Raw genomic sequence first — 25,739 nt, forward strand, 5'->3', positions numbered from 1 at the left:
GGAAGTCTAGCGAACCTCGACTTCCCGTTCCGACTCCGGCGAGCCCTGCCGCGCGGCGCGGCACGGGCAGCACCCGACCGCGCTCGCGCCTACAGCGCGCCGTCGAGCGCCTGCCTGAGCAGGTGCTGGAGTGCGTCCATCTGCACCGAATCGGCCGAGCCGGCCTCGACGTCGCTGCCGTCGAGCGCTCGCGCGGCGAGCCCCTGCTTCGAGTCGATGAGCTCGGCGATGCGGGCGTCGATCGTGTGCGCCGCGATGATGCGCCACGCAGTGACCGGTTCGTCCTGACCGATGCGGTGCACGCGGTCGATCGCCTGGGTCTGCTCGGCAGCGGTCCAGCTGAGCTCGGCGAGCACGACGTTCGACGCGGCCTGCAGGTTCACTCCGACGCCCGCCGCGGTGAGCGAGCAGACGGCCACGGCGACCTCGGGGTCGTTGTTGAACGCGTCGATCGCCGCCTGGCGCGCGAGCGCGGTCTGGTCGCCGCGCAGCGACACGGTGCGCAGCTCGCGGGCCGCGAAGGCGGCCTCCGCCTGGTCCATGACGTCGATGTGCTTGGCGAAGAAGACGACCTTGCCCACCGAGCGGGCGAGCTGGGCGGCGTAGTCGGCCGCGAGGCCGGCCTTCGCCTGGCCGATGCGCCGCACCATGGTGAAGACGTTCTCGCCCGACTTCGTCGACTTCGACTCCTCGAGCTCGGCGCTCGCGACGGCACGGATGAACTGGTCGCGCTGGTCGTCGTCGAGATCGCCGACGCGCAGGTGCCGCGCCTCGACGAGGGCGCGGAAGCGGCCGGCGAGACGGTTGCCGAGCTCGCGCTCCGCTGCCCGCACCGAACGACCGAGCTCGTCGTCGAGTTCCACGGGGAGATCGGCGATGCGCTTGGCGGGCAGGTCGGCGGCGACGTCGACCTTGCGGCGGCGCACGATGCCGAGGTCGATCACGGCGCGGCGTGCGGCGCTGTAGAAGCCGGGTTCGGCCGGCGTCAGACCGGTCTCCTCGAGCCTGCCGAGCAGTTCGGGCGAGGGCTTGTCGCCCTCGATCCAGCCGAGGAACTTCCAGATCGCCCGGAAGTCGTCGACGTCGTTGATGAGCGGCGTGCCGGTGAGCGCGAGCAGGAGCGGGTCGCCGCCCGGCGCGGCGCTGCGGATGCGATCGGCCAGCGCGAGCACGTTCTTCGAGCGCTGCGACTGCAGGTTCTTGATGAAGTGCGCCTCGTCGACGACCATGCCCTTGAAGCCGAGTGTCGACAGCCACGCCATGTGCCGGTCGAGCACGTCGTAGTTGACGACGACGACGTCGGCGAAGGCGTCGAGGGTGTCGCCGTCGCCGTGGATGACGGTCGCGCGACGGTGCGGCGTCCACCGCTCGACCTCGCGCGCCCAGTTCATCTTCACGACGTTCGGCACGACGGCGAGCAGCGGGTAGGCGCCGGCGACGGATGCCGCGAGCACTGACTGCGCCGTCTTGCCGAGGCCCGGCTCGTCGGCGAGCAGGAACGTGCGGTGCCCATCGCGGGCGCTCTCGATGAAGCGCGCCTGGTGCTTCATGAGTTCGAGCCCGCGCGGCGCGAGCCGGTCGACCTTCGGCGCCTCCGGCAGCTCCATCGTGGCGGCCTGGCCGCCCGAGCCCACCTCGAACGACTTGAAGAGCGGCCCGAGCAGCTCCCAGTTCGCGAGCCGGCGCACCGGCACCACCGGAGCCGGCTGCTTGGAGAAGTCGGGCGGGAGGAACGGGTTCGCGAGCTGTCGCGAGCGAACGGATGCCGGGATCACCTGGTTCTCGCTGAGCACGGGCGCAGCCGCGGGCTCGCGGGTGATGATGAGCTCGTCGGGCGAGAGCTCCGCGCCCGACTCGAGCAGCCAGTCGCGGCGGAACCGCTGCGCGACCGTGGAGATCGAGGCGTCGGGCTCGAGCAGTGCGATGAGGCTCGTGTCGCGGGCCGCGGTCTTCGCGAGGATCTGCGCGATGCCGTCGAGTCGTTTGAGCAGCTCGGAGCGCGCGGCATCCGTCACCTCGGTGTCGGCCTTGACCCTGGCGCGCTCCTCGCGCATGAGGAGGGCGATCACCTGGAACTTCGTGCGATTGGTCGGGCCGAGCTTGCCCTTCTGCGCCTTCTGCTCCACCTCGCGCACCTTGCGGGCGAGGATGGGGATGATCGGTGCGTCATCGTCGCGCGAACGCGTCCGCTGTCGCTGCCTCGTCTGGGCCAATGGTCCTCCAGTATCTGGGCCGAATCCGGCACGCCCCTCGACATCGTCGGATGGTCGAGACCGCTCGGCTGCACCGAATCGCTCGGTGCTCGCGGCGGGCGGATCCCGAACCGAGCAGCGCATGAGCTCAGGTTCGAAACAGACCCAGCTCACGCGGTCGGACGTGGAACGGATTCGCCGTGCGCAGGGCCAGTCTAGCGTCAACCCGGTGCAAGATCGGCGCGACAGGCCTACCCTTGCCCTATGGACGGTCTCGCAGGTGCGGGCGACAGCGTCTCGCCCGATGACGATTTCACGGTGTCGCAGGACACCGAGTTCGACGAACTCGAAGACGCCGCCGACGACGACGAACGGGCGATCGACGACAGTCTCGACGACGAGGTGCCCGGCGTCGATGCCGAGCGCCGGGTCGACCTCGCCGACGAAGGCGTCGCGGCAGCCGAGGAGTAGCGGCCGACGCGGTGACGGGTCAGACCCCGCCGCCGCCTCCCCCGCCGCCTCCGCCGCCCGAGGAGCCGCCGCCGCCCGAACCGCCCGACGACGAGCTCGCGCTCGAGCCGGTCCACGAGGCGCTCGACGCCGCCGAGAACGTCGAGATGCCGCTCGCGAAGACGCCGGCGTTGAAGCCGTCGCGTCCGGCGTACCACGTCGGCTCGCTGCCGATCTGCTCGTGCAGCGCGGAGAGCACCCGGCTCCACTCGCGCTCCAGGCCGAAGAGCACGGCGTAGGGCAGCAGCCGCTCATTGAGCTTCAGCACCGTGACCGGGTCGAGTTCGATGGTCGAGACGGATGCCGCCGCGGCATCCGTCGCCGCTCGCCCCGCATCGGATGCCGCGGGCTGCTGCACCCGGAGCGCACCGCTCGGGCTCTGCAGCACGCGCAGACGGTCGGCCTCGGCGAGCCGGATGTAGAGCCGCAGGCCCATGAGGTGGTCGCGGATCGCGCGCCCCTGCTCGGTGAGCGGGCGCACGCTGACGACGGTGACGATCGTCACCGCGGCCGCGACGATCGCGACCAGGAAGCAGACGGCGGGCCAGAACCCGCCCATCTGATTCTCGAGCGCCACCACGCCGAGGATCAGCGAGGCCGTCGCGGCGATGGCGGCGCCCACGACGAGGAGCACTCGGGGCCCCACGCCGGGGCTCCAGCGCAGTCCCGACGACGTCACGCGCTTCGCGACCTCCGAGCGCAGCGCGAGCAGTCGCCTGCCGAGCGCCGTGTCCTGCGCGAGCTCCCGCCGCTCGCCCACGAGACGCCGGCCGAACAGCGCGCTGACGACGGCCTCCGCATCGGCGTCTGCGGGGCCGGCCGCGCCGCGGTACTCGACGGCGTACTTCCGACTGCCGGATTCGACGATGCGGAGCTGCCCGGCGACCGCCTGCTCGAGGATCGTCGCAGTGACGCCCTTCTCCGGCGCACCGACGAGGTCGGCCGCGACCATCGTCGAGACGCCGGCCGGCGGTTCGTACTCGGCGATGATGGTGCCGCGTCCTGGATGGCTGCGCCAACGCGTGCTTCGCAGGACGATGGCCGCGACGGCGGCGAGCGCGGCGAACCCGGCGGCGATGGCGCCGGCGATCGCCGCGGGCGATGCGCCGAACGACTCGTCGCGCGGCACGAAGGTGCCCTCGGCGAACCCCGCTGCGATGGTGAGGTTCTGGTACGGCCCGAGGTCGAGCGCCTCAGCGCTGATGACGAGCGGCGACTGCCCCTGCTCGAGCGAGTCGCAGGGCGTGGTCGAGCCGCCGGAGCCACGGTAGCAGGCGGCGGCGCCCGTGAAGGCGGCGGCGACGTCGTCGCTGAGGTGCAGTTCGGCGCTCACCCGCCCGAAGGGCTGCGCCCACCCGATGCCGTTGACGTCCCAGTAGAACTCGTCGATGTCGGCGTCGTCGGGCTGCAGCGCGACGTTGTGCTGCCGGTAGCCGATCACGTACGTCTGCTCGCCGTGCACGTAGTCGTCGGCGCGGATCGTGACGTAGACGAAGTCCTCGTCGTCATCGTCGTCGGACGACTCGACCTCGAAAGAGCGTGGAGCGCCGGTGCCGTCGGTCACCGTGATCTGCTCGATGTCGGTCGGGTGGCCGCGGTACGAGCTCGGAATCGCGCGGCGGATTCCGCGGTTCTGATCGAACTCGGGGAACCGGGCGACGATGGTCTCCGTCGTGTCGAGGACCGAGTGCCCGCCCTCGTCGCGCGAGAGTTCGTAGACGGCGTCGAAGGAGTCGAAGGTGAAGTCGTCGACGCCGGTCGCGCCGAGACCGGTCACGGATGCCGCGGGCTCGGCGAGCTGCCGCGACGAGCCGATGCCCGTGGCGGCGGATGAGCCGGTCGCGACGCCGGCGGCGACCGCCGGGAACGCCCCCGCGAGCGCGGCGACGAGGCCGACGGCGGCTGCGGTGATGCCGACGAGTGCTGCTGAACGAGAGCGGCGCATGCACTCACGATAGTGCCGCGCGGGCTCCGATCGGCGGCTGCCGATCGGAACCCGCGTCGGACCTCACGCCCGGCGGAGCCGCAAGCTGTTGAGCACGACGAACACGCTCGAGAACGCCATCGCCGCACCCGCGATCATCGGGTTCAGGAAGCCCGCCGCCGCGAGCGGGATCGCCGCCACGTTGTAGGCGAACGCCCAGAACAGGTTGCCGCGGATCGTGCGGAGCGTCGCCCGGGCGAGGGAGATGGCATCGGCGATCGCGCCGGGCTCGTCGCGCGTGAGGGCGAGGTCGCTCGCCGACGCCGCGGCATCCGTTCCGCCGCCCATCGCGATGCCGAGGTCGGCCGCGGCGAGCGCCGCCGCGTCGTTCACGCCGTCGCCGACCATCGCGACCCGTCGGCCGTCGGCCTGTTCACGGCGCACGATCTCGAGCTTGCCCTCGGGGCTCACGCCCGCGTGCACCTCGTCGATGCCGAGTGCGGCGGCGACGCGTGCCGCGGGGCGCTCGGCGTCCCCGGTCACGAGCGCCGGACGGAGTCCGAGCTCACGCAGGCGATCGACCGCCTCACGTGCGCCGTCGCGCACCCGGTCGCCGACTTCGATGAGCGCCTGCACCTCGCCGGCCCGGCCGACGGCGACGAGCGTGTCGTCCGAGGCCGCGGCACGCGCCTCGAGCGCGGCGGGCATGCGGTAGCCGAGCCCGACCACGAAGGCCGGTCGCCCCGCTGCTGCGGCGACGCCGTCGACGTCGCCCGTCACGCCGAGGCCGGCGTGGGCACGGAAGTCGGTCACCTCCGTGTCGCGCCAGGCGGAGCCCGAGGCATCCGCCCCGTCCACGATCGCCCTGGCGATCGGGTGCTCGGAACCGTGCTCGAGGGCTGCGGCGAGGTCGAGAGCCGACGCACTGCCGGCGCCGTCGGGCCCGTCGGCGGTGGAGACGGCGGTGAGGCTCATGCGACCGGTCGTCAGGGTTCCCGTCTTGTCGAGCAGGATCGTGTCGACGTCGCCCGCCCGGTCGAGCGCCTCCGGGCCGGTGATCAGGATGCCGCGCTCGGCGCCGCGACCGGTGCCGACGAGGATCGCCACCGGAGTGGCGAGACCGAGTGCGCACGGGCAGGCGATGACGAGCACGGCGACCGCCGCCGTGATGGCCTGCTCGACGGGGCTGCCGGTGGCGACCCAGACGATCGCGGTCGCCGCGGCGAGCGCGATGACGATGGGCACGAACACCGCCGAGATGCGATCGGCGAGACGCTGGGCGTTCGACTTGCCGAGCTGGGCGTCCTCGACGAGGCGCGCGATCTGCGCGAGCCTCGTGTCGGAGCCGACGCGCTCCGCCGACACGACGAGGCTGCCGCCGTGCACGATCGTCGCCGCCGTCACGGCGCTGCCGGGAGCGACGTCGACGGGAGCGGGCTCACCGGTCAGCATGCTCTCGTCGACGCCGGCCTCGCCGCGAACGACGATGCCGTCGGCCGCGACGCGCTCACCTGGGCGCACGACGAACCGGTCGCCGGGGCGGAGCGCCGAGATCGGCACCCGCTCCTCGCGCTCGTCGGCCTCGCCCCGCAGCACGGAGACCTCGCGCGGCGCGAGTTCGAGGAGCGTGCGAAGCGACTGGCCGGCGCGACGCTTCGACCGCGCCTCGAGCACGCGCCCGAGCAGCAGGATCGTGATGACGCCCGCGGCGACCTCGAGGTAGATGTCGCCGCCGGGTGCGCCGCGCACGCCGAAGGTCCACTCATGGGTCATCCCCGGCATGCCGGCGTGCCCGAAGAAGAGCGACCAGAGCGACCAGGCGAAGGCGGTGAGCGTGCCGAGCGAGACGAGGGTGTCCATCGTCAGCGAGCCGTGGCGCAGGTTCACCGCCGCGGCGCGGTGGAACGGCCAGCCGCCCCAGACCACGACCGGCGCGGCGAGCACGAGCGAGAACCACTGCCAGTACGTGAACTGCAGCGCCGGCACCATGGCGAGCACGACGACCGGCACCGTGAGCACGGCCGAGATCACGAGACGGGTCATCAGCGGGTCGGATGCCGCGGCGGCCGCGCCGCGCCCCCGTGCCGCGCCGCTCGCCCCGCGCTCCCCCGCCGCGCCGCTCGCCCCGCGCTCCCCCGTGTCGCCCGACGCAACTGCGGATATACGATCCGACACGCCGTGCGCGGCCTTCGGACCCTCGGCGTGGCCGATCGTATATCCGCTGTTGTGCAGAGGCGCCGGGGGCGAGGCGGGTGGAGGAGCGGCGGCGGAGGATGCCGGGAGGTGCGCCGTGTAGCCAGCCTGGCGCACCGCTTCGACCAGCTCATCGATCGAGGTGCTCGACGGGAACCGCACGCGGGCCTTCTCGGTCGCGAGGTTCACCTCGGCCTCGACCCCGTCGAGCCGCCCGAGCCGTTTCTCGACCCTCCCGACGCAGCTCGCACACGTCATGCCCTCGATGCCGAGGTCGATCGTGCGGGTCTCCTGCTGCAGCAAATCCGTCACTCTCCTTCATTGATGGTCGATTTCCGAATCCCAACAGTACCCCCCTGGGGTATCTGGCGCAAACGAGGTATCCTGTTCAGGTGATCGAGGACATCAAGAAGCGCGCACTGCACCGCACGAAGATCATCGAGGGCCAGCTGCGCGGCATCGAGAAGATGATCGAGAACGACGACTACTGCGTCGACATCATCACCCTCTCCCTCGCCGTGCAGAAGTCGCTCGGCTCCCTCAACAAGCTCCTCGTCGAGAACCACCTGCGCACGCACGTGACCGAGATGTACGAGGCGGGCGGGGAGCAGCGCGAGGCCGCGGTGGCCGAACTCGTGCGCATCTTCGAGCTCTCCAACAACCGGGGGTAGGCGAGCGGATGCCCCGCATCGAGCTGGTCACGGGCGACATCACCGTGCAGCGGGTCGATGTCATCGTGAACGCGGCGAACTCCTCGCTCCTCGGCGGCGGCGGCGTCGACGGGGCGATCCACGCAGCCGGAGGGCCCGAGATCCTCGCCGAGTGCCGGCGGCTCCGCGCGACCACCCTGCCCGACGGACTTCCCACGGGCGACGCCGTGGCGACGACTGCCGGCCGCCTTCCGGCGCGCTGGGTCGTCCACACGGTCGGTCCGGTCTGGCCGGGCGACGGCCCGGAGGCCGATGCCAGGCGCATGCTGCTCGCCGCCGCCTACCGCAACTCGCTGGATCTCGCCGAGTCGCTCGGAGCCGCCTCCGTCGCCCTCCCCGCCGTTTCGGCCGGCGTCTACGGCTGGCCCGCAGCGGATGCCGCGCGCGTGGCGCTCTCGACCGCGGCCGACGCCACGACCGCCGCGGACCTCCGATTCGTGCTCTTCTCCCCCGCCATGCACGGCGTCTTCGCCGACGCCGCGGCGGCCCTCGGCCTCGCCGTCGCCACCGATTGACCCCCGAACGGGGGAGATTCGGTAGACTCCGGGCGATGTGGTGTCGCTGGTGGCATGCCTCATGACCATGCGCTTCGAGGTGCTGGGTCCGCTCGTGGTGCGTCTCGACGGCCGTGACATCACACCCCGCGGAGCCCGCACGCGCACCCTGCTCGCCGCCCTCCTCGTCGCCGACGGCGCCCGCGTGACCGACGACCGATTGAGCGAGCTGCTCTGGGGCGACGACGGAACCGCCGCCCGGCTCCAGCTGCTCGTGCACCGGTTGCGAGCGACGCTCGACCACACCGACCGCCTCCTGCGCGAGCCCGACGGCTACCGGCTCATCGCCGGCGACGACGAACTCGACACCGCCGAGTTCGAACGCCTCGCGGCATCCGACCGCGGCCGTGCCGCCCTCGCGCTGGTGCGGGGCCCCGCGTTCGACGGGTTCGACGGCGAGCCGTTCGAGTCCGCACGCGTGCGCGCTCGCGATGCGCAGCGGACCGTGCAGCACCGAGTGCTCCGCGCCGAACTCGAACGCGACGATCCGGCCGGGCTCCTCGCCGAGATCGGCGCCGCGGTCGCTGCAGACCCGCTCGACGAAGAGCTCGTCGCCCTGCACATGACCGCGCTCGCCCGCTCCGGGCGCCAGGCCGACGCGGTCGACGCCTACTTCTCGCTCCGCTCGACGCTCGCCGAGGAACTCGGGATCGACCCCGGCGCCGAGATCGACGAGCTGTACCGGCGCCTCGTGTCGGGCGACACTCTCGACCCCACGCCGGCACCTCGACAGCTGCCGGCCGCCGGCGCCCTCGTCGGCCGCGACGCCGAACTCGAACGGCTCGACCTGCTGACCTCGACGGATGCCGCAGGCATCGCGGTCATCTCGGGCACGGCGGGTGCCGGCAAGACGGCACTCGCCCTCGGCTGGGCACGCCGGGCGCGCCGGCACTTCGGCGACGGCAGCCTGTTCGTCGACCTCCGCGGCTTCAGCGAGACACGTCCGCGAGCCGCGAGCGAAGTGCTCGCGGGCTTCGTGCGGGCTCTCGGCTACCGGTGGAACCTCCCCAGCGACGTCGAGGAGCTCGCGGCCCTCTTCCGCAGTCTCGTGCACGAACGGCGCATGGTGATCGTGCTCGACAACGCGAGATCGGTCGACCAGGTTCGGCCCCTGCTGCCCGGCGGCGAGGGACCCGTGGTCGTCGTCACGAGTCGCGAAGGGCTCGTCGGGCTCGGCGTTCATGTTCCCGTCCACCACGTCGAGCTCGACGCCCTCGACCGCGACGCCGCCGTCGAGCTGATCCGCACGCTGGTACCGGATCGGGTGCGCCGGGCCGATGCGGAACGCCTCGCCGCGCAGTGCGCCGGGCTGCCGCTCGCCCTGCAGATCGCCGCGCGCATCGCCGTCACCCACGGGCACGGCGTCGAACGGCTCGCCGACGACCTCGACGCCCACCGCGACCACCTCGATCGGCTGGACACCGGCGACGACTCCCGGTCGGGCCTGCGCACGGTGCTCTCCTGGTCGTACGAAGCCCTCGACCCGCGGGTGCGACGGGTGTTCCGGCTGCTCGGGCGCCTCCCCGATCCGGGTGCGCCCGAAGCCGCGGTCGTCGCCCTCATCGGCGGCGACCCCGGTGACGCACGCACCGATCTGCGGTCGCTCAGGCGCGTGCATCTGGTGGACGTCGACGAGCGCGGGCGGCACACCCAGCACGACCTGCTGCGGGCGTATGCCCGGGAGCTCTCGGAGGCCGAACAGGGCGCGGGTGCGGAAGCCGATGCCCACGACCGCCTCCTCGCATACTACGCCGCGGGCTGCGCCGATGCCGCGGCGGTGCTCGTGCCCCGATGGGGACCGATGCCGACGGCGAGTGACGCCCGCGAACCCGACGACGCCGCGGTGAACGCGGTCTCCCCCGCCACCCGACCCGGCCCGTTCCCCGACGCCGTGGCCGCGCGCGCCTGGCTCGACGACGAGCACGGTGCGATCGCCGCGGTCGTCAGGGCGACTGGCCCGGAGTCGGACGCACGGGCGATCACGATCGTGCTCCGGCTTCGGCCGTACCTGGCCGCGCAGGGATGGCTGGCCGAGGCCCGGCTCCTGTTCGCCGACCTGCTCGAGCGCACCACCCGTCGCAACGACCTGCTCGGGCAGGCCACGGCACTGCGGCTGCTCGGTTCGCACGACGCGCACATCGTCGACTACCCCTCGGCCACCAGGCGCCTCACCCGTGCGCTCGAGTTGAGCCGCCGACTGGGCGACCCGACCGGGGCGGCGATCGCGCTGAACAACATCGCCGAGATGGAGCGGCTGCTCGGCGACCCGGCCCGCGCCGTGGAGCGCCTCGAGGAGGCCGTGCAGATCAACGCCGAGGTCGGCGACGTCGCCCGTGTCGGCCTCGGGCACGGCAACCTCGCGCTCGCCCACAACGCGCTCGGCGACCACGAGGCGGCGGAGGCGGCGAGCCGGCTCGCGCTCGAGGCGGCCGACCGGATCGGCTCGGAGCGCGTTCGCTGCCTCGGCCTCCGTGCGCTCGCCGATGCGAAGCTCGGACTCGGCTCGACGGCCGAGTCGGTGCGCATCGCCCGCCGCGCCCACGAACTCGCACGGAGCATCGACGACCTGGAGATGGAGGGCTGGTCGGCGGAGGTGCTCGGCAGGGCGCTCTCCGCGAGCGGAACGCCCGACGAGGCCGAGCGCATGTTCGAGGCGGCGATCGACGCGAGCAGGCGGAGCGGCTCGCTCGCCCAGCTGGCACCGGCCCTGCGCGCGCTCGCGGAGCTCCGCGAGGGGCGAGCGCCCGAGGAGGCGGCTCGCCTCCTCGAGGAGGCGATGGCGATCGGCGAGCGGTTGCGGAACGGAGCGACCGCTCCGATCGAGCCGTGAGCAGCCGTGCCCGATCCGGCACGAGCGTCACGCCAGGCGCGCTCGCGGCATCCACGGCAGCGCCCCCGGGCCGGTGGCGCCGATGAGACTCATCGCGGAGCCTCCGTCCCCGTCTGCGTCGGTGTCTGCAGGCTTCGGAGTCGACCCGCGCCGACGCCCGCCGCCGCCACGGCGACGACCACGAACAGTGCCGAGACGAACATCGCCGGTTCGATGCCGACCGACTCCCCCACGCCGGGCACGAGGCCGGCCGTCGTCACGAGGGCGATGCCGACCGCGCCGCCGATGTTCTGCGCCGTCGTCAGCAGGCCGGCGGTGGTGGCGCGGGCCTCCTCGGGTGCGGCATCGACCGCGGCGACCGACACGGCCGGGAACGCCAGGGCGAGCGAGCATCCCACGCCGAGCATCGCGGGCAGCACTCCGACCCACGGCGGCGCGGCGAGACCGACGAATCCGAGCCACGTGAGGCTCGCCACGAGCACCGCGGCACCGATGCCCGCCGTGGGCCGAGCGCCGATGCGGGTCACGAGTCGGGCGCCGCTGCCGGCCAGCATGCTGAAGGCCAGCGGCTGGGGCAGGATGAGGAGCGCGACGACGAGCGCCGTCGCCCCGCTCTCGACGAGTCCGAGGCTCAGCACGTACATCGACGCGACGACGCCGGCGAACACGCCGGCGAGCGCGAGGCACGCGGCGCGCACGCCCGACGAGCGCACGACCCCGCTCGGGAAGCCCCGCACGCCCCGTCTGGCGATGAGCGCGATCACGACGCCCCCGAACACGGCGAGCTCGATGCCGGCGAGGAGCGCCGGCAAACGTCCGATCGCCCCGACGAGGTGGACCCCGATCATGAGCCCGGCCGTCAGCAGCACCGCTCCGACGAGATCGGGACGCTCGGTCGATCGGGTTCGGCCGGCGCGGATGCGCCAGGTTGCCGCGAGCACCGCGAGCACCACCGGAATCGAGACGAGGAAGCTCGCTCGCCAGCCGAGCACCGTCACCACGAGACCGGGCACGACGAGACCGAGCGAGAAGCCGACGGCGCCCATCGCGCCGTACAGCGCCACCGCCCTGTTCCTCGCCGCACCGTTCGGGAGGCCCTCGGTGATGAGGGCGAGCGCCGCGGGCGCGCTGAGGGCAGCACCCGCGCCCTGCACGAGGCGCCCGGCGACGAGCACCCACGCTTCAGGAGCGAACGCGCACACGAGGCATCCGACGCCGAACAGTGCGATGCCGAGCAGGAACACGCGACGTCGATCGAGCGTGTCGGCGAGGGAGCCGGCGATCGGCAGGAGCCCCGCGTAGGCGATCAGGAACGCGCTCGCCACGAGCGCCAGTTCGGCGGAGCCGATGCCGACCTCGTCGCGCATCGCGGCGATCTGCACGTTGATGCCCGAGGCGCTCATGCCCTCGAGCAGCAGCGCGAGGCAGACCACCACCATGCGAGCCCGGGAGAGCGGCGCGCCCGAGGCGCCTCCGCTCTGCTCGCTGCCGCTTCCGCTTCGTCGATACCTCGTGCGCATGCCCCGCTCCGATCGCTCTCGTCTGGTCGAGAGACATCGTGGGACGGGCGCCTTTCAGCGCGCTTTCATCACGTGGCACGGCCGTTCAGGTGCCGGGCGCCGTGAGTGCCAACCAGTCGTCGAGCAGACTCGGCTCGTCCGTGATGATGCCGTCGACGCCGAGCGCGCTGACCTCCTGCCAGTGCTCGTGGCTGTTGAGGGTGTAGCAGAGCACGGCGATGCCGGCCTCGTGCAGTGCCACGAGCGCGGCGGGCTGGGCGGTGACGGATTCCACGGTCGTGCCGAACCCGATGACCCCGAGCCGCTCGGCGAGCGGCAACGGGTTCGCCGGCAGCTCCCTGATCAGCATGATCCGGGGAATGCTCGGTGCGACGCGCTGCAGGGCGAAGAGCGTCTCGAGGCTGAAGCTCTGCAGCACCACGCGGCCGCGCACGCCGTGAGCCTCGATGAGTCCGGTGACCGCACGGATGCCCTCGGCGCCCCAGTCCGCCTTCAGCTCGATGAGCGCTCGCGCGTCGCTGCGCTCGGCGAGGGCCTCGAGGAACGCGTCGAGCGTCGGGATGCGGGTGCCGGCGAACTCCTCTCCGTACCAGGCGCCGGCGTCGAGTCGTTCGACGGCAGCAGCGTCGAGTTCGCCGACTGCTCGCGAGTCCCCCGCGATGCGCTCGAGCGTCGTGTCGTGGAAGAGCACCGGCACGCCGTCGCGCGTGAGCTGCACGTCGGTCTCGACGAATGCGAGCTCGTCCATGGCGAGTTCGAGCGAGGGCATCGTGTTCTCGGGGGCCTCGGCTCGGTCACCGCGGTGCCCGACCGTGAACGCGGGGTCCCCTGGCTCGCGCAGGGCGCCGAAGACGTCGATCGCGTAGACGGTCGGCGGCACCTGCGCGAAGAGGAGGAGGCCGGCGAGCACTGCGGCGGCGAGACTCGCGAGCGTGATGCGCACGCCCCGGGGCGGCGGGCTCAGCAGGCGCGGATGGCGCCGGGAGGCGGCGGGTTCGGACGTCCGGGTGGCGGCAGCGGCTCGGGTGGGCCGCCGACGCCGGGTCGCCGAAGCGACCGTGTCGAGGGGGTGGAACACGGGTTCGGGCCTTTCCACCGTCGCGCGCCGTTGCGCGATCGGTGCAGGTCACTCTAGCAAGACCGTTACCGTTTCGTTACAGAATTTCCGGTGGAAGTCCGCCCCCGTCCGGGGCACCGCGGTCGCGCGGCGCGATGGCGCGCCGAGCGACCCGTCACGCCTGCTCGTTGCCCCGCCGGTCGTTGCCGCTCGCCCGCGCGAGCAGGTGCTGCACGTGCGTCTCGTCGGCCCGTTGCAGTGCGGCGACGAGCCGCGCGGCATCGCGCCCGCCGACGGTCATCACAGCCTGACCGCCGCGGGAGACGATCACCCCGCCCTGCTTGGTGAGGCGGTACTTCGAAGGGGTCGGTCGCGAGCCGGCCCCGCTCGTCTGACGCGCCATCGCGTCCGGACATCTCGCTCCTATCGCAGGCTCTTCGTGTGCCAGACCGTCTTGGTCTCGGTGAACGCGGCGATGCGGCCGAGCGCGGGCGCGGCGGCGTCGGGGCCCGACTCGGGTCGCAGCACGCGCTTCAGCGTGTCGGCCGCGTCGATCTCGAGCGACACCCAGTCGAGCGCGCCGGCGCCCACGAGGTCGAGCGCGTTGACGTCCGCGTGACTCGCGAGCCACGGCGCGATCTCGGCCGGCGATCCGGTGAGCACGTTCACGACGCCCTTCGGCACGTCGCTCGTCGCGAGCACCTCGGCGAGGCTGATCGCCGAGAGCGGGAATCGCTCGCTCGCGACCGCCACGACCGAGTTGCCGGCGACCAGCGCCGGCGCCACGGCCGAGACGAAGCCGAGGAGCGAGGAGTCCTGCGGCACGACGATCGCCACGACGCCGGTCGGTTCGGGCACCGAGATGTTGAAGTACGGTCCGGCGACGGGGTTCGCGTTACCGGCGACCTGGGCGAACTTGTCGGCCCAGCCCGCATACCAGACCCAGCGGTCGATCGCCTCGTCGACCTGAGCGGATGCCGCGGCGCGCGTGACCCCCTCGGTCTCCTCGATCTCGGCGACGAACTGCGCCCGACGCCCCTCGAGGAGCTCGGCGATGCGGTAGAGCACCTGGCCGCGGTTGTACGCGGTGGCGCCCGACCAGCCGGAGACGGCGGCCCGTGCGGCGACGACCGCGTCGCGGGCGTCCTTTCGGGAGGCCAGCGCGGCGTTCGCGAGGAACGAGCCGTCGGCCGCGAGCACCTCGTAGGTGCGGCCCGACTCGCTGCGGGGGAACGCTCCCCCGATGTAGAGCTTGTACGTCTTCGGCACGGCGAGGCGGCTCATCGCTTCGATCCCTTCGTCGTGGTCTTGGCTGTTCGGGCGGGCTTCGCGACCCGCGAGCGCTTCGCGGGTGCCGGGGCATCCGCTTCGATGGCGGCCGTCGACGCGGCGCCGAGTGCGCCGCGACTGGCCGACGACTGGCCGATCGGGGCGGGCGACAGGTAGGCGCCGAGACCGTGGCGACCGCCCTCGCGGCCGTAGCCCGACTCCTTGTACCCGCCGAAGGGCGATGCGGGGTCGAAGCGGTTGAACGTGTTCGCCCAGATGACGCCGGCCCGCAGCTGGTCGGCGACCGCGAGGATGCGGCTGCCCTTGTCGGTCCAGATGCCCGCGGAGAGCCCGTAGGGGGTGTTGTTGGCCTTCGCGATGGCCTCGGCCGGGGTACGGAAGGTCAGGACCGAGAGCACCGGGCCGAAGATCTCCTCGCGAGCGATTCGGCTCGAGGTCTGCACGCCCGTGAAGATCGTGGGCGCGTACCAGAAGCCGTTCTCGGGGATGTCGCAGGGGGCGGTCCAGCGCTCCGCACCCTCGGCCACGCCGATGTCGGAGAGCGCCCGGATGCGCTCGAGCTGCTCGCGCGAGTTGATCGCGCCGATGTCGGTGTTCTTGTCGAGCGGGTCGCCGAGGCGAAGGGTCGACAGGCGCGACTTCAGCCGGTCGACGACCTCGTCGTGGATGTTCTCCTGCACGAGGAGGCGGGAGCCTGCGCAGCAGACGTGCCCCTGGTTGAAGAAGATGCCGTTGACGATGCCCTCGATCGCCTGGTCGATGGGCGCGTCGTCGAAGACGATGTTCGCGGCCTTGCCGCCGAGTTCGAGTGTGACCTTCTTGTCGGTGCCTGCGACCTGCTTGGCGATCGCGCGGCCAACCCCGGTCGATCCGGTGAAGGCGACCTTGTCGACGCCCTCGTGGCCGACGAGCGCTGCGCCGGTGTCGCCCGCGCCCGTGATGATGTTCACGACGCCGGCGGGCAGCTCGGCCTGCTGCAGGATCTCGGCGAAGATGAGCGCCGTGAGCGGCGTCGTCTCCGCGGGCTTCAGCACGACGGTGTTGCCGGCGGCGAGCGCCGGGGCGATCTTCCACGCGAGCATGAGCAGCGGGAAGTTCCACGGGATCACCTGCGCGGCGACGCCGAGCGAGCGCGGGTTCGCGCCGAGGCCGGCGTGATCGAGCTTGTCGGCCCAGCCCGCGTAGTAGAAGAACCAGGCCGCGACGAGGGGCACGTCGACGTCGCGCGACTCCTTGATCGGCTTGCCGTTGTCGAGCGACTCGGCAACGGCGAGCTCACGAGCCCGCTCCTGAACGAGGCGCGCGATGCGGAAGAGGTACTTGCCGCGGTCGCGACCGCTCATCTTCGACCAGGTGCGGTCGTAGGCGCGGCGGGCCGCGGCCACCGCGGCGTCGACGTCGGCGGCGTTCGCGTTCGCGATCATGGCGATGCGCTCTTCGGTCGCCGGGCTGATCGTCTGGAAGGGTTCGCCGCGGCCGTCGACGAACTCGCCGTCGATGAAGAGGCCGTAGCTGTCACGGAGCGAGAGGATCGCGCGCGACTCGGGGGCGGGTGCGTAGTCGAGGAAGCTCATGATGTCCGTCTCAGTCGATCGTCACGTAGTCGGCGCCGGAGTAGTGCCCCGACGCGATCTTCTGCCGTTGCAGCAGCACGTCGTTCAGCAGGCTCGACGCGCCGAAGCGGAAGAGGTGGGGCTGCAGCCACTCTTCGCCGACGGTCTCAGCGACCGTCACGAGGTACTTGATGGCGTCTTTCGACGAGCGGATGCCGCCCGCCGGCTTCACGCCGATGCGCTGGCCGGTGGCCAGGTGCCAGTCGCGCACGACCTCGAGCATGAGGAGCGTGACGGGCAGCGTCGCCGCGGGGGCGACCTTGCCGGTGGAGGTCTTGATGAAGTCGCCGCCCGCGAGGATCGAGAGCCACGATGCGCGGCGCACGTTGTCGTAGGTGACGAGCTCGCCGGTCTCGAGGATGACCTTGAGGCTCGCGCTCGTGCCGTCGGGTCGCCGGCAGGCTTCCTTGACGGCGGCGATCTGGTCGAAGACGAGACCGTAGCGACCGGCGAGGAATGCGCCGCGGTCGATGACCATGTCGATCTCGTCGGCGCCCGCCGCAACCGCCTCGGCCGTATCCGCGAGCTTGATGTCGAGCGAGGCGCGGCCGCTCGGGAACGCCGTGGCCACCGCGGCGACGGAGATCAGTCCGTCGTCGGGGTCGCCATGCGCGCCGCCGAGCGCCTCGATCGCATAGGGCACCATGTCGCCGTAGACGCAGACCGCTGCGACACGGGGCGTCGAGGCGTCGGACGGGTCGGGATTGACCGCCTTCGCGACGAGGGAGCGCACCTTGCCCGGCGTGTCGGCGCCTTCGAGGGTCGTGAGGTCGATGAGTTCGATGATGCGATCGAGCGCCCACTGCTTGGAGCTCGTCTTGATGGAACGGGTGCCGAGCCCGGCTGCGCGCTGTTCGAGGCCGACGGCGTCGACGCCCGCGATGCCGTGCAGGTAGCGCCGCAGGGTCGCATCGTCGGGCTCACCGCCGAGCACGGCGATGGCCCGCTCGCGGGCTGAGACGAGGGAGGTGCCTGACATGAGAGGAGACCTGGCTTTCGTGAGTGGTGCGATGGGACGGCCTCAGCCGTCGAGGAGATGGAGGGCGGTGGCCTCGTCGGTGACGAGCACCGAGCAGAGCCGGCTGCGCACGACCGCGTCGGCCACGGCGTGCTTGCCAGGGCCCGAGATGACGGCGATCGCGAGCTGTGCGCGGCGCAGTTCGTCGAGGGTGAGCCCGACGGTGCGCGCGTCGAGCGCCGGATCGACGATGTTGCCGTCGGAGTCGATGTAGCGGCCGACGACGTCGCCGACGGCGCCCTTCTGCACGAGCAGGTCGACGTCGGGCACCGAGAGGTAGCCGCTCTCGACGTGCACCGAGGAGTGGTCGGCGGCTCCGGCGCTGAAGAGGTAGGCGTCGGCGGATCGAGCGAGGTCGATGACGCCCGCGACGACGCGATCGGACTCGATCGCCTCTTTCGTCTCGAGCCGTTCGAGGATCGCGGGGCTCGGCAGCAGCGTGGCGCTGCCGCCGCCCTTCTGGGCGATGCCGACGGCGGTGGCCGCTGCGGTGCCCGGCCTGCGGTTGAGGCTGACGCCGCCGTTGATCTGCACGACGTTGACGCCGGTCGCCCAGCCTTGGCGCAGGTGCTGGGAGATCTCGAAGAGCGTGCGCCCCCAGCTGACGCCGAGCGTGCGCGGCACCGGTCGCAGGGCGGTGAGGTAGTCGGCGGCGGCCTGAGCCGTGCGCGCCTGCAGCTCTTCGGGCGAGGTCACGCCTGCGGTCGAGACGACGATGGCGTCGTCGAGGCCGCGCTCATCGCGCAGCCGCCGTTCGATCGGCAGTCGCCTGGCCCGGGGGTGCAGGATCTCGATCCGGATGAATCCGCGCTGCTTCGCCTGTGCGAGGAGCCGCCCGACCTTCCACCGGGTGAGGCGCAACGCCTGCCCGATCTCGTCTTGGGTCTTGTTCTCCTCGTAGTAGAGCTCAGCAGCCCTGATCGAGAGCAGTTCGTCGATCTCGTCCATGCGCCTCCTCGTTCGCCCTCCAGCGTAGGCAGCCCGGTGCGCATCGGCAACACTCGCAGCAGATCGTGCTCATATGAGCAGCCGGTCGTCGGATGGCGCGCGCGCTCGCAGCACGTCCCGCACGGGCCGTCCGCGGGCGCGGTGCGGTCGGCGGGACCGGTGGCGCCGGCCCGTCGGCGGGAACCGTCGGCGTCTGCCGGTCGATCGTCAGCGACCGAGCGAGTGCTCGTCCTCGAGGTAGCGCGGGCGGGCGACGACCGCACCGGCGATGGCGGCGGGCACGGCCGAGGCGAGCAGGAGGATGAGCGGCCAGGTCCATCCGCCCGTCCACTCGTGCAGCAGTCCGACGAGGAGCGGGCCGACGGCGACGATCAGGTATCCGCCCGACTGCACGAAGCCCGAGAGTGCGACCGCGCCGGCGTGCGTTCGCGTGCGCAGGTTGATGAGCACGAGCGCGAGCGGGAAGAGCAGCGGACCGATGCCGGCCAGCGCCACCCAGAGCCACGTCGCCCAGGCGGGCGCGAGCAGCAGCCCGAGGTAGCCGGCCACGGACGTCGCGACCGCGACCGCGACGAGCAGCCCGACCTTGCCGTAGCGCGCAGCGAGGAGCGGCACGAGGAGCCCGGCCGGCAGCCCCATGGCCGCGTACAGCGAGAGCAGTGCGCCGGCCTGGGCGGGCGAGACGCCCGCGATGTCGTGCAGGATCGTCGGCAGCCACGCGAACGCGGCGTAGGCGTTGAACCCCGAGACGGCGAAGACGATCGTGAGGGACCACGCGAGCGGCGAGCGCATCGCGTACCGGAGCAGGCCCGGATCGGCCTCCTCTGGCAGCGCCTCCGCGGCCCGCTTCGGGTGCAGCAGCATCGCGATCCACGGCACGAGCGAGATCGCCGCGACGAACGCCCACTCCCCGAGGGAGACCCGCCAGCCCGCGGCATCCGCCACCGGAACGGCGATGAGCGGCGGCGTGAACGTGCTGATCGACATCGCCGTCACGTAGATCGTCGTGACGAGGCCGATGCGGTCGGGGAAGTAGCGCTTCACGAGGGGCGGAAGCAGCACGTTGCCGACGCCGATGGCCGCGAACGTCACGGTCGACGCCGCGACGAGCCAGAGCGCGGATCCTGCGAGGCCGCGCCCGGCGAGTCCGAGCGACAGCACCACGAGCGCGGCGACGAGCGTCACCTCGAGTCCGAATCGCTTCGCGACCATCGGCGTCAGGATGCCGAACAGCGCGTAGCAGAGCGGCGGCAGCATGCCGAGGAAGCCCACGATCGCGGGTGCGAGCGGCACCTCGGCCTCGAGCTGTCCGAGGATCGGCGAGAGCGACGCCACCGCGGTGCGGAGGTTGAACGCCACCAGCACGATGCCGATGAGCGCAAGAGACCGACCCGCCCACAGCGGTCGGGGCGGAAGCGGAGTCATCCCCTCGAGTCTAGAGGCGGGCCACGGCTCTCTCAGACGGCGAGGATGACGCGCGACCGCTCGACATCGTCGCGGATCGTGTCGACCAGCGCCTCGATGCTCGTGAACGCGACCATTCCGCGGATGCGTTCGACGAACTCGACGTCGACGACGTGGTCGTAGAGGTCGAGCTCGCGGTCGAGCACGTACGCCTCGACCTGCTTCTTCGCGACGCCCTGGAAGGTGGGGTTGTCGCCGACCGAGATCGCGGCGGGATACCGGGTGCCCGCGTCGGTGAGCCAGCCCGCGTACACGCCGTCGGCGGGGATCAGGCCTTCGGATTCGGGCGACAGGTTCGCCGTCGGGTAGCCGAGCTCGCGGCCCCTGGCCGCGCCGTGCACGACGATGCCCGTCACCGTCGGCGTGTGGCCGAGCAGTTCGGTCGCGTGGCGCACATCGCCCTCGGCGAGCAGCTCGCGGATCCAGGTCGACGAGACCCGCCGCTCCCCTGCCGGGCGCACGTCGTCGACGACGTCGACCGTGAATCCGAACTTCGCGCCGAGCTCGATGAGCAGGGGCACGTCGCCGGCACCGCGGGCGCCGTAGCGGAAGTCCGCGCCGACGAGCACGGCCTTGGCATCGAGCGCGTCGACCAGCACCCGCTCGACGAACTCCGTCGCGGGCACGGAGGCGAGCGTGCGGTCGAACGGCAGGAGCAGCGTGGCGTCGACGCCCGTCGTGGCGAGCAGCTCGAGCTTCTGTCGCACGCTCACGAGCGAGTCGGGGCACTTGTCGGGTGCCAGCAGCGCGAGCGGGTTGCGGTCGAACGTGACGACGATCGTCGAGAGCTCGCGCTCCTCTGCGATGCCGCGGGCACGGGCGATGACCGCACGATGACCCTGGTGGACGCCGTCGAACTTGCCGATCGTCACGACCGACGGGCCGATGCCCGCCGGCACGGCGCCGAGTCCCTTGAAGGTCTTCACGAGGCATCCGCTCTCGAGGTCGGGCGGTGCCGGGCCAGCCACCACATGCCGAGCACCGGCAGCACGAGCGGGATGAACAGGTAGCCGCGGCCGAACCACGACCACACGGTGTCGTGCGGGAAGAGCTCGGGGAAGACGATGCTGAGCGTGCCGATCACGATGACGCCCGTGAACTCGAACACGATCGTCGCCCACGCCACGCGGTACCAGACGATGCCGGGGCGTACGAGCGCGATCGTCGCGACGACGTAGACGACCGCGGCGAGCGCGGAGAGCGTGTAGGCGAGCGGCGCCTCGTCGAACTTGGAGGCGATCTGCACGAACGAGCGGCCGAGCGCCGCGAGCGCGAGCACCCCGTAGACGGCGACGAGCACTCGCCCGATGCCGCTCATCCGTCGGCCCTGTCGTGCCTCCGGGTGGGCACTGCGCACGTCACTCATGTCGATCGATTCTCTCAGACCGGCGCTCACGCCTGCTGCACGGTCCAGATCTGGAACATGCGGTACACCATCACGCCGACGGCGAGCGCGGCCACGCCGAGGATCACCGTCGACCAGCGGTTGCGTTCGAGCAGTGCCCAGAAGGCCGCGGCGGGCGGCAGGATGAGCGCGCCGACGAGGTAGGTGCCGAACTCGAGCACGCTGCCGCTCGGTTCGTTGCCGAGTGCCGGCTGCACGAACGCGACCACGACCTGCACCAGGAGCAGCACCTCGACGAGCGCGAGCGCGCCGATCGTGAGGTCGCTCGGCACCCGTCCGGCGAGCCCCATGCCGATGCAGAGCAGCCCGGCGACGACCGCCACCGCGAGCTGCACCCACGTGAACCACTCGATCATGCGTCGGCCTCCTGCGATTCGGCGGGCGGGAACCCGGTGACGACCTTCAACTGCCGACCGCGCGGCTCGACGATGGCGACCAGGTGGTCGGCCGGGTCGATCGCCGCAAACGCAGCGGGCAGCGGCGCATCGGCATCGGATGCCTCGAGGCCGGTCACCGCCGCGATGTCGACGCGCTTGCCGTGGCCGAGGTCGATCGCCTGCTCCGCCGTGAGCGTCACGACGGGCAGCGCCCGCCGCGCGGCATCCGCGGGGCTCATGATGGCCGACGCGACGTCGAAGCCCTCGAGTTCGCCCGCCTCGTCGACGCTGAACCGGCCGATGCGCGAGCGTCGGAGCGCGGTGAGGTGGCCGCCGGTGCCGAGCGCGGCACCGAGGTCGCGGGCGAGGGCGCGGATGTACGTGCCCGACGAGCACTCCACGCGCACGTCGACGTCGAGATGCCCGTCGCCGGCGCGGAAGGCGAGCGTCTCGAACGCCGAGACCGTCACCCGGCGCGGCGCCAGCTCGACGGTCTCGCCGTCGCGCACCCGCTGGTAGGCGCGCTTGCCGGCGACCTTCACCGCGCTGACCGCGCTCGGCACCTGTTCGATCTCTCCCGTGAGCGGCTCGATCGCCGCCAGCACCGCCGCTTCCGTGACGGCGGCGACGAGGTCGGCCGGGGCGGCGTCGAGCGCCTTGCCCTCGGCGTCGTCGGTCGTCGTGTTCCAGCCGAGCCGGATGGTGGCGAAGTACTCCTTGTCGAGACCCACGAGGTAGTGCAGGAGGCGCGTCGCGCCGTTCACGCCCAGGACGAGGAGGCCGGTGGCCATCGGGTCGAGGGTGCCGGCGTGGCCGATCTTGCGGGTGCCGGCGAGGCGGCGCATGCGCGAGACCACGTCGTGGCTCGTGATTCCCTGCGGCTTGTCGACGAGGAGGATGCCGCTGTTCACGCGGTACAGGCTAACAGTCGTGCACGGCTCGTCGGCGCCGCGCGCCTACGCTGGAGCGGTGAAGATCGGCATCATCGGCGCTGGCGCGCTCGGCGGCACGTTCGCGGCACTCCTCTCGCAGGCCGGGCACGACATGGAGGTGACGGCACGCGGTGCCGGCCTCGCGGCGATCCGCGAATCGGGCATCGCCCTGAGTGGCGCCTACGGCGAGGTGCGGGCTCGCGTCGCGGCCGGCGAGCGGCTCACGACGGCTCCCGAGCTCGTGCTCGTGTGCACGAAGGCGCAGGACGCGGCATCCGCCATCGCCGCGAACGCCGAGCTCATCGGCGAGGTGCCGGTCGTCGTCGTGCAGAACGGCCTCGACGGGGTCGCGACCGCCGCGCGACTCCTCCCCCGCGCCTCGTGCATGGGACTGCTGTCGATCATCGCCGCCAACTACACCGAACCCGGCGTCGTACGCATCACGACCCCGGCGACGAGCTACCTCGGTCGCGGTGACGGACCCGCCGACGCCGAGTGCACGCGCATCGCGGCGCTGCTCTCCGAAGCGGTGCCCGTCGTCGCGATCCGCGGGTTCCGCGGCGCGCAATGGACGAAGCTCGTCGTCAACATGCTGAACGCCGTGCCCGCGATCGTCGGTCGCAGCGTGCAGGACGTCGTCGACGATCGCCGCCTGCGCAGGATCGTCACGGCCTCGATGCGCGAGACGGTGCGCATCGGCGTCGCACAGGGCGTGAGCTTCGGCACGTTGCAGGGTCTCGGCGACCGCCGACTGCGACTCTTCGCCCGTCTGCCGCTCGCGATCGGGCAGGTGCTGCCGTGGCTCATGCGCGTCCGCATGGGCGGCGTGCCGAACCTCGGATCCACGCAGCAGAGCCTGCGCCGGGGGCAGCCGACCGAGGTCGACTTCCTGAACGGCGCCGTCGTCCGCGAGGCATCCGCCGTCGGCCTCGACGCGCCCGTGAACCAGGCGCTCACCGTGCTCGTGCACGAGGTCGAGCAGGGCGGTTCGCTTCCGGCCGAGCGCGTGCTCGCCGACGTTCCGGTCTAGCGACAGCGGAAGGGCGCGAGCGGATGCCGCGGCGCCCGCAGCCCGGCTCCGGCCCGCGATGGGCTGCCGCTGCGCGCCGCGCCGCCGGCACGATGAAGGGGGCCCGGCGAACCGGGCCCCCTCAGTGTGCGTCAGCGTGCGTTACGCGCGCTTGCGGCGGATGCGCGCGACCACGAGGAACGCGAGGCCGGCGATCACGATGATGCCCGCCACGATCGCGATCGGCGTACCGGCGAAACCGGTGCTGGCGAGGCCCGTGCCGTTCGAGGAGGCGGGGCTGCCGCCAGGGGTGGTCTTCGGCCCGGTGGCGCACTCGGGAGTGGCCTTCGGGTACGAGATCGTCACCGGCAGCTCGGGGTTGACGACGAGCTTCGCCGTGATGGCGCCGCGGGTCCAGGCGAAGTTGTCGTCGACCTGGATCCACTTGCCGTCGGCGTACGCCCAGCCCGGCCATCCGTTGGCCTTGCCATCGGCGTCGACCGACGCACCGGGCCAGAGCACCTTGCCGTCGAGCGCGCCGTTCTTGAGCTCGCCGAGCTTGATCGTCTCGGTGTTCTTGCCGTCGGTCAGCACGAGCGAGGCCGTGTTCCCGGTCGACTGCTTGTCGGGGTCGTTCAGCTCGACGTCGAAGAGGATCCACGGCGAGTCGGCTTCACAGGTGCCGGTGGCGACCGAGCCCGTGAGGGTCGGAGCGATGCACGCGACGTTCGTGAACGTGAACGGGAACGACTTCTCGATCGAGCCGTCGGCGAACTTGTGGCCCTTCGTCGCCGTGGCGATCGCGGTCGATGCGCCGGTCTTCGGGTCGCCCTCGGTACGCCAGGTCACCGATGCGGTGTCCTTCGGCAGGTCGACGCCGTCGTTGTCGACGCCGCAGACGTCAGTCGACTTCGGAGCAGCAGGCACCTCGACGACGATCGGGCACGGCTCGTTGTCGTACTCGAAGTCCCAGACGGTCTGCTGGCCCGGGGCGAAGACGAATCCGTCCCTCGCGGTCGCGGTGGCCGTGATCTTGCCCGATGCCTCGGAGCCGGTCTGCGCCCAGGTGTAGGTGTCGGTGTCATTCGGCAGTACGAACGTGCCGTTCGCGGCACCGCACGTGTCGGAACCGGTCGGCTTGACGTCGATCGTCACGACGCCCGGGGGGCAGGCCTCATTGTCGTAGTCGAAGTCCCAGACCGTCTGCTGGCCGTCGGCGAACACGTAGCCGGGCTTGATGACCGCGGTCACCGTGATGTGACCCGACGCCTCGGAACCCGTCTGCGACCAGGTGAACCCCTCGCCCGCCTCGGGCAGGTGGAACACGCCGTTCTCAGGACCACAGGTGTCCGAACCGGTCGGAACGGCTGTGATCGTGACCTTCGTCGGTGCGGGCTTCGTGCAGTTCTCGTACTGCAGGAGGCTCTGGTCGCCCTGAGCGGCGACCTTGATGAGCTTGCCCTTGTTGTCGAGGTAGCTGAACGCCGGGTAGATGTCGCCGTTGTCCTGGTGATCGATGTGGCCGGCCTTGAAGAAGGCCCTGACCGAGGTCTCGATGCGCACGTACGGGTTCGTCGTGCTGCCGGTCGCGTGACAGAACTCGATCTTCTTGACCGGCTGGTCGCCGCAGGTCTCGTCGTCGACGGTGATTCCGCCGGAGTTCGACTGCTTGGAGCCGTTGTCCCACTTCGCCGAGAGCTCGAGCTTGTAGGTGCCTTCGGCGACGTCGTTCTGCGTGAACGTCTTCACTTCGCGCTTGCCGAGCACCGTTCCCACGGGGACGAGCGCTTCATTCGAGGACTTCGTGATCGTCTCGACGCGCTTCTCGGAGTTCTCGACCGTCCAGGTGATGTCGAACGTTCCGGTCACGACGTCGCAGGTGGCGGTCGCGCTGATCGTGTTGTGGTGCGCGCTCGCGGGCGCTGCGACGCCGACGAGGGCGAATCCCGCGCCGAGCGCGAGTGAGGTCAGGATCGCCGCGATGCGGCGGAACGGGCGGCGTGACGACCATCGCACGCGAGTGCGGGTATCGCCGTCGGCATGCGCCAGAGCGGCGCGGAGCTTGCTCATTCGGGGTGTCTCCATCGGTCGGCCCGGCAGGGTCGGCGAATCCGAGGTGACGGAGGCGCTCGGGGGCGCACAGCAATGTCGACGGGCGCGAGAGCGCTCGTCGACTGGCGTCGGATGGTTCGG

General features: G+C 71.8%; 21 protein-coding genes. 5 read left to right on the top strand and 16 right to left on the bottom strand.

Features of this window, described 5'->3' with window-relative positions; genetic code table 11:
* Positions 1-89: 89 nt before the first annotated feature.
* Positions 90-2,213, bottom strand: a complete 2,124-nt coding sequence (locus tag ASE14_RS17565) for a DEAD/DEAH box helicase (protein ID WP_056658207.1) — start codon at positions 2,211-2,213, stop codon at positions 90-92.
* Between the two features lie 243 nt (positions 2,214-2,456).
* On the opposite strand from ASE14_RS17565, the gene ASE14_RS17570 reads away from it, so the two are divergent.
* Positions 2,457-2,663 (top strand): hypothetical protein, encoded by a 207-nt coding sequence (locus ASE14_RS17570; protein WP_056658210.1) that lies wholly within the window; start codon positions 2,457-2,459, stop codon positions 2,661-2,663.
* 19 nt (positions 2,664-2,682) lie between these two features.
* On the opposite strand, the gene ASE14_RS17575 is transcribed toward ASE14_RS17570, so the two are convergent.
* Positions 2,683-4,647, bottom strand: coding sequence for a DUF2207 domain-containing protein (locus ASE14_RS17575; protein WP_056658213.1), 1,965 nt, complete (start codon positions 4,645-4,647; stop codon positions 2,683-2,685).
* Between the two features lie 63 nt (positions 4,648-4,710).
* Complete coding sequence (locus tag ASE14_RS17580) at positions 4,711-7,131, bottom strand: cation-translocating P-type ATPase (RefSeq protein ID WP_056658216.1); 2,421 nt, start codon at positions 7,129-7,131, stop codon at positions 4,711-4,713.
* A gap of 80 nt (positions 7,132-7,211) precedes the next feature.
* Between ASE14_RS17580 and ASE14_RS17585 the strand changes: the two genes are divergently transcribed.
* The 3 genes from ASE14_RS17585 to ASE14_RS17595 all read left to right on the top strand — a co-directional run bounded on the left by ASE14_RS17585 (position 7,212) and on the right by ASE14_RS17595 (position 10,913).
* Positions 7,212-7,490, top strand: coding sequence for a metal-sensitive transcriptional regulator (locus tag ASE14_RS17585; RefSeq protein ID WP_056658220.1), 279 nt, complete (start codon positions 7,212-7,214; stop codon positions 7,488-7,490).
* 8 nt (positions 7,491-7,498) lie between these two features.
* A complete protein-coding gene (locus tag ASE14_RS17590) occupies positions 7,499-8,044 on the top strand; it encodes an O-acetyl-ADP-ribose deacetylase (RefSeq protein ID WP_056658223.1) in 546 nt (181 codons plus the stop codon).
* Positions 8,045-8,105: 61 nt separating this feature from the next.
* On the top strand, positions 8,106-10,913 hold the full coding sequence (locus ASE14_RS17595; RefSeq protein ID WP_157373077.1) for a BTAD domain-containing putative transcriptional regulator: 2,808 nt from the start codon (positions 8,106-8,108) through the stop codon (positions 10,911-10,913).
* Positions 10,914-11,002: 89 nt separating this feature from the next.
* Here ASE14_RS17595 and ASE14_RS17600 read toward each other — a convergent pair whose 3' ends face one another.
* The 12 genes from ASE14_RS17600 to truB all read right to left on the bottom strand — a co-directional run bounded on the left by ASE14_RS17600 (position 11,003) and on the right by truB (position 22,516).
* Positions 11,003-12,433 carry an MFS transporter gene (locus ASE14_RS17600; protein WP_056658229.1) on the bottom strand — a complete coding sequence of 477 codons (1,431 nt, stop codon included), beginning with the start codon at positions 12,431-12,433 and terminating at the stop codon, positions 11,003-11,005.
* 85 nt (positions 12,434-12,518) lie between these two features.
* Positions 12,519-13,376, bottom strand: a complete 858-nt coding sequence (locus ASE14_RS17605; RefSeq protein ID WP_056658232.1) for a glycerophosphodiester phosphodiesterase family protein — start codon at positions 13,374-13,376, stop codon at positions 12,519-12,521.
* A gap of 289 nt (positions 13,377-13,665) precedes the next feature.
* Entirely contained in the window at positions 13,666-13,893 is a 228-nt protein-coding gene (locus ASE14_RS17610) for a hypothetical protein (RefSeq protein WP_056658235.1), read from the bottom strand.
* Positions 13,894-13,913: 20 nt separating this feature from the next.
* Positions 13,914-14,774, bottom strand: a complete 861-nt coding sequence (locus ASE14_RS17615; protein ID WP_056658237.1) for an aldehyde dehydrogenase family protein — start codon at positions 14,772-14,774, stop codon at positions 13,914-13,916.
* The gene (locus ASE14_RS17620; protein WP_082601024.1) at positions 14,771-16,354 is read right to left on the bottom strand and encodes an aldehyde dehydrogenase family protein; all 1,584 of its coding nucleotides are present in this window, start codon (positions 16,352-16,354) and stop codon (positions 14,771-14,773) included. Before ASE14_RS17620 ends, ASE14_RS17615 begins: the two co-directional genes overlap by 4 nt.
* Before the next feature lie 10 nt (positions 16,355-16,364).
* Positions 16,365-17,372 carry a deoxyribose-phosphate aldolase gene (gene deoC / locus ASE14_RS17625; RefSeq protein ID WP_056658240.1) on the bottom strand — a complete coding sequence of 336 codons (1,008 nt, stop codon included), beginning with the start codon at positions 17,370-17,372 and terminating at the stop codon, positions 16,365-16,367.
* A gap of 42 nt (positions 17,373-17,414) precedes the next feature.
* A complete protein-coding gene (locus ASE14_RS17630; RefSeq protein WP_056658243.1) occupies positions 17,415-18,359 on the bottom strand; it encodes a sugar-binding transcriptional regulator in 945 nt (314 codons plus the stop codon).
* 207 nt (positions 18,360-18,566) lie between these two features.
* On the bottom strand, positions 18,567-19,784 hold the full coding sequence (locus tag ASE14_RS17635; RefSeq protein ID WP_056658246.1) for an MFS transporter: 1,218 nt from the start codon (positions 19,782-19,784) through the stop codon (positions 18,567-18,569).
* Between the two features lie 32 nt (positions 19,785-19,816).
* On the bottom strand, positions 19,817-20,749 hold the full coding sequence (locus ASE14_RS17640) for a bifunctional riboflavin kinase/FAD synthetase (protein WP_056658249.1): 933 nt from the start codon (positions 20,747-20,749) through the stop codon (positions 19,817-19,819).
* Positions 20,746-21,189, bottom strand: a complete 444-nt coding sequence (locus tag ASE14_RS17645; RefSeq protein ID WP_056658252.1) for a hypothetical protein — start codon at positions 21,187-21,189, stop codon at positions 20,746-20,748. Before ASE14_RS17645 ends, ASE14_RS17640 begins: the two co-directional genes overlap by 4 nt.
* 26 nt (positions 21,190-21,215) lie before the next feature.
* Positions 21,216-21,584, bottom strand: a complete 369-nt coding sequence (locus ASE14_RS17650; protein WP_056658255.1) for a hypothetical protein — start codon at positions 21,582-21,584, stop codon at positions 21,216-21,218.
* The gene (truB, locus tag ASE14_RS17655; RefSeq protein WP_056658258.1) at positions 21,581-22,516 is read right to left on the bottom strand and encodes a tRNA pseudouridine(55) synthase TruB; all 936 of its coding nucleotides are present in this window, start codon (positions 22,514-22,516) and stop codon (positions 21,581-21,583) included. The genes ASE14_RS17650 and truB overlap by 4 nt, the downstream gene beginning before the upstream one ends.
* Before the next feature lie 58 nt (positions 22,517-22,574).
* On the opposite strand from truB, the gene ASE14_RS17660 reads away from it, so the two are divergent.
* Positions 22,575-23,567, top strand: a complete 993-nt coding sequence (locus ASE14_RS17660) for a ketopantoate reductase family protein (protein ID WP_056659208.1) — start codon at positions 22,575-22,577, stop codon at positions 23,565-23,567.
* Positions 23,568-23,708: 141 nt separating this feature from the next.
* On the opposite strand, the gene ASE14_RS21300 is transcribed toward ASE14_RS17660, so the two are convergent.
* A complete protein-coding gene (locus ASE14_RS21300) occupies positions 23,709-25,616 on the bottom strand; it encodes a hypothetical protein (RefSeq protein ID WP_235511469.1) in 1,908 nt (635 codons plus the stop codon).
* Positions 25,617-25,739 lie beyond the last annotated feature (123 nt).

Source organism: Agromyces sp. Root81, assembly GCF_001429165.1.
Classification (GTDB): Bacteria; Actinomycetota; Actinomycetes; order Actinomycetales; family Microbacteriaceae; genus Agromyces.

Bases quoted from the DNA above. Each gene is read 5' to 3' on its own strand.
- ASE14_RS17575 (WP_056658213.1), bottom strand. From the start codon at position 4,647: ATGCGCCGCTCTCGTTCAGCAGCACTCGTCGGCATCACCGCAGCCGCC.
- ASE14_RS17600 (WP_056658229.1), bottom strand. From the start codon at position 12,433: ATGCGCACGAGGTATCGACGAAGCGGAAGCGGCAGCGAGCAGAGCGGA.
- ASE14_RS17570 (WP_056658210.1), top strand. From the start codon at position 2,457: ATGGACGGTCTCGCAGGTGCGGGCGACAGCGTCTCGCCCGATGACGAT.
- ASE14_RS17610 (WP_056658235.1), bottom strand. From the start codon at position 13,893: ATGGCGCGTCAGACGAGCGGGGCCGGCTCGCGACCGACCCCTTCGAAG.
- ASE14_RS17590 (WP_056658223.1), top strand. From the start codon at position 7,499: ATGCCCCGCATCGAGCTGGTCACGGGCGACATCACCGTGCAGCGGGTC.
- ASE14_RS17630 (WP_056658243.1), bottom strand. From the start codon at position 18,359: ATGGACGAGATCGACGAACTGCTCTCGATCAGGGCTGCTGAGCTCTAC.
- ASE14_RS21300 (WP_235511469.1), bottom strand. From the start codon at position 25,616: ATGAGCAAGCTCCGCGCCGCTCTGGCGCATGCCGACGGCGATACCCGC.
- deoC (WP_056658240.1), bottom strand. From the start codon at position 17,372: ATGTCAGGCACCTCCCTCGTCTCAGCCCGCGAGCGGGCCATCGCCGTG.
- ASE14_RS17650 (WP_056658255.1), bottom strand. From the start codon at position 21,584: ATGATCGAGTGGTTCACGTGGGTGCAGCTCGCGGTGGCGGTCGTCGCC.
- ASE14_RS17645 (WP_056658252.1), bottom strand. From the start codon at position 21,189: ATGAGTGACGTGCGCAGTGCCCACCCGGAGGCACGACAGGGCCGACGG.
- ASE14_RS17620 (WP_082601024.1), bottom strand. From the start codon at position 16,354: ATGAGCTTCCTCGACTACGCACCCGCCCCCGAGTCGCGCGCGATCCTC.
- ASE14_RS17595 (WP_157373077.1), top strand. From the start codon at position 8,106: ATGACCATGCGCTTCGAGGTGCTGGGTCCGCTCGTGGTGCGTCTCGAC.
- ASE14_RS17615 (WP_056658237.1), bottom strand. From the start codon at position 14,774: ATGAGCCGCCTCGCCGTGCCGAAGACGTACAAGCTCTACATCGGGGGA.
- ASE14_RS17635 (WP_056658246.1), bottom strand. From the start codon at position 19,784: ATGACTCCGCTTCCGCCCCGACCGCTGTGGGCGGGTCGGTCTCTTGCG.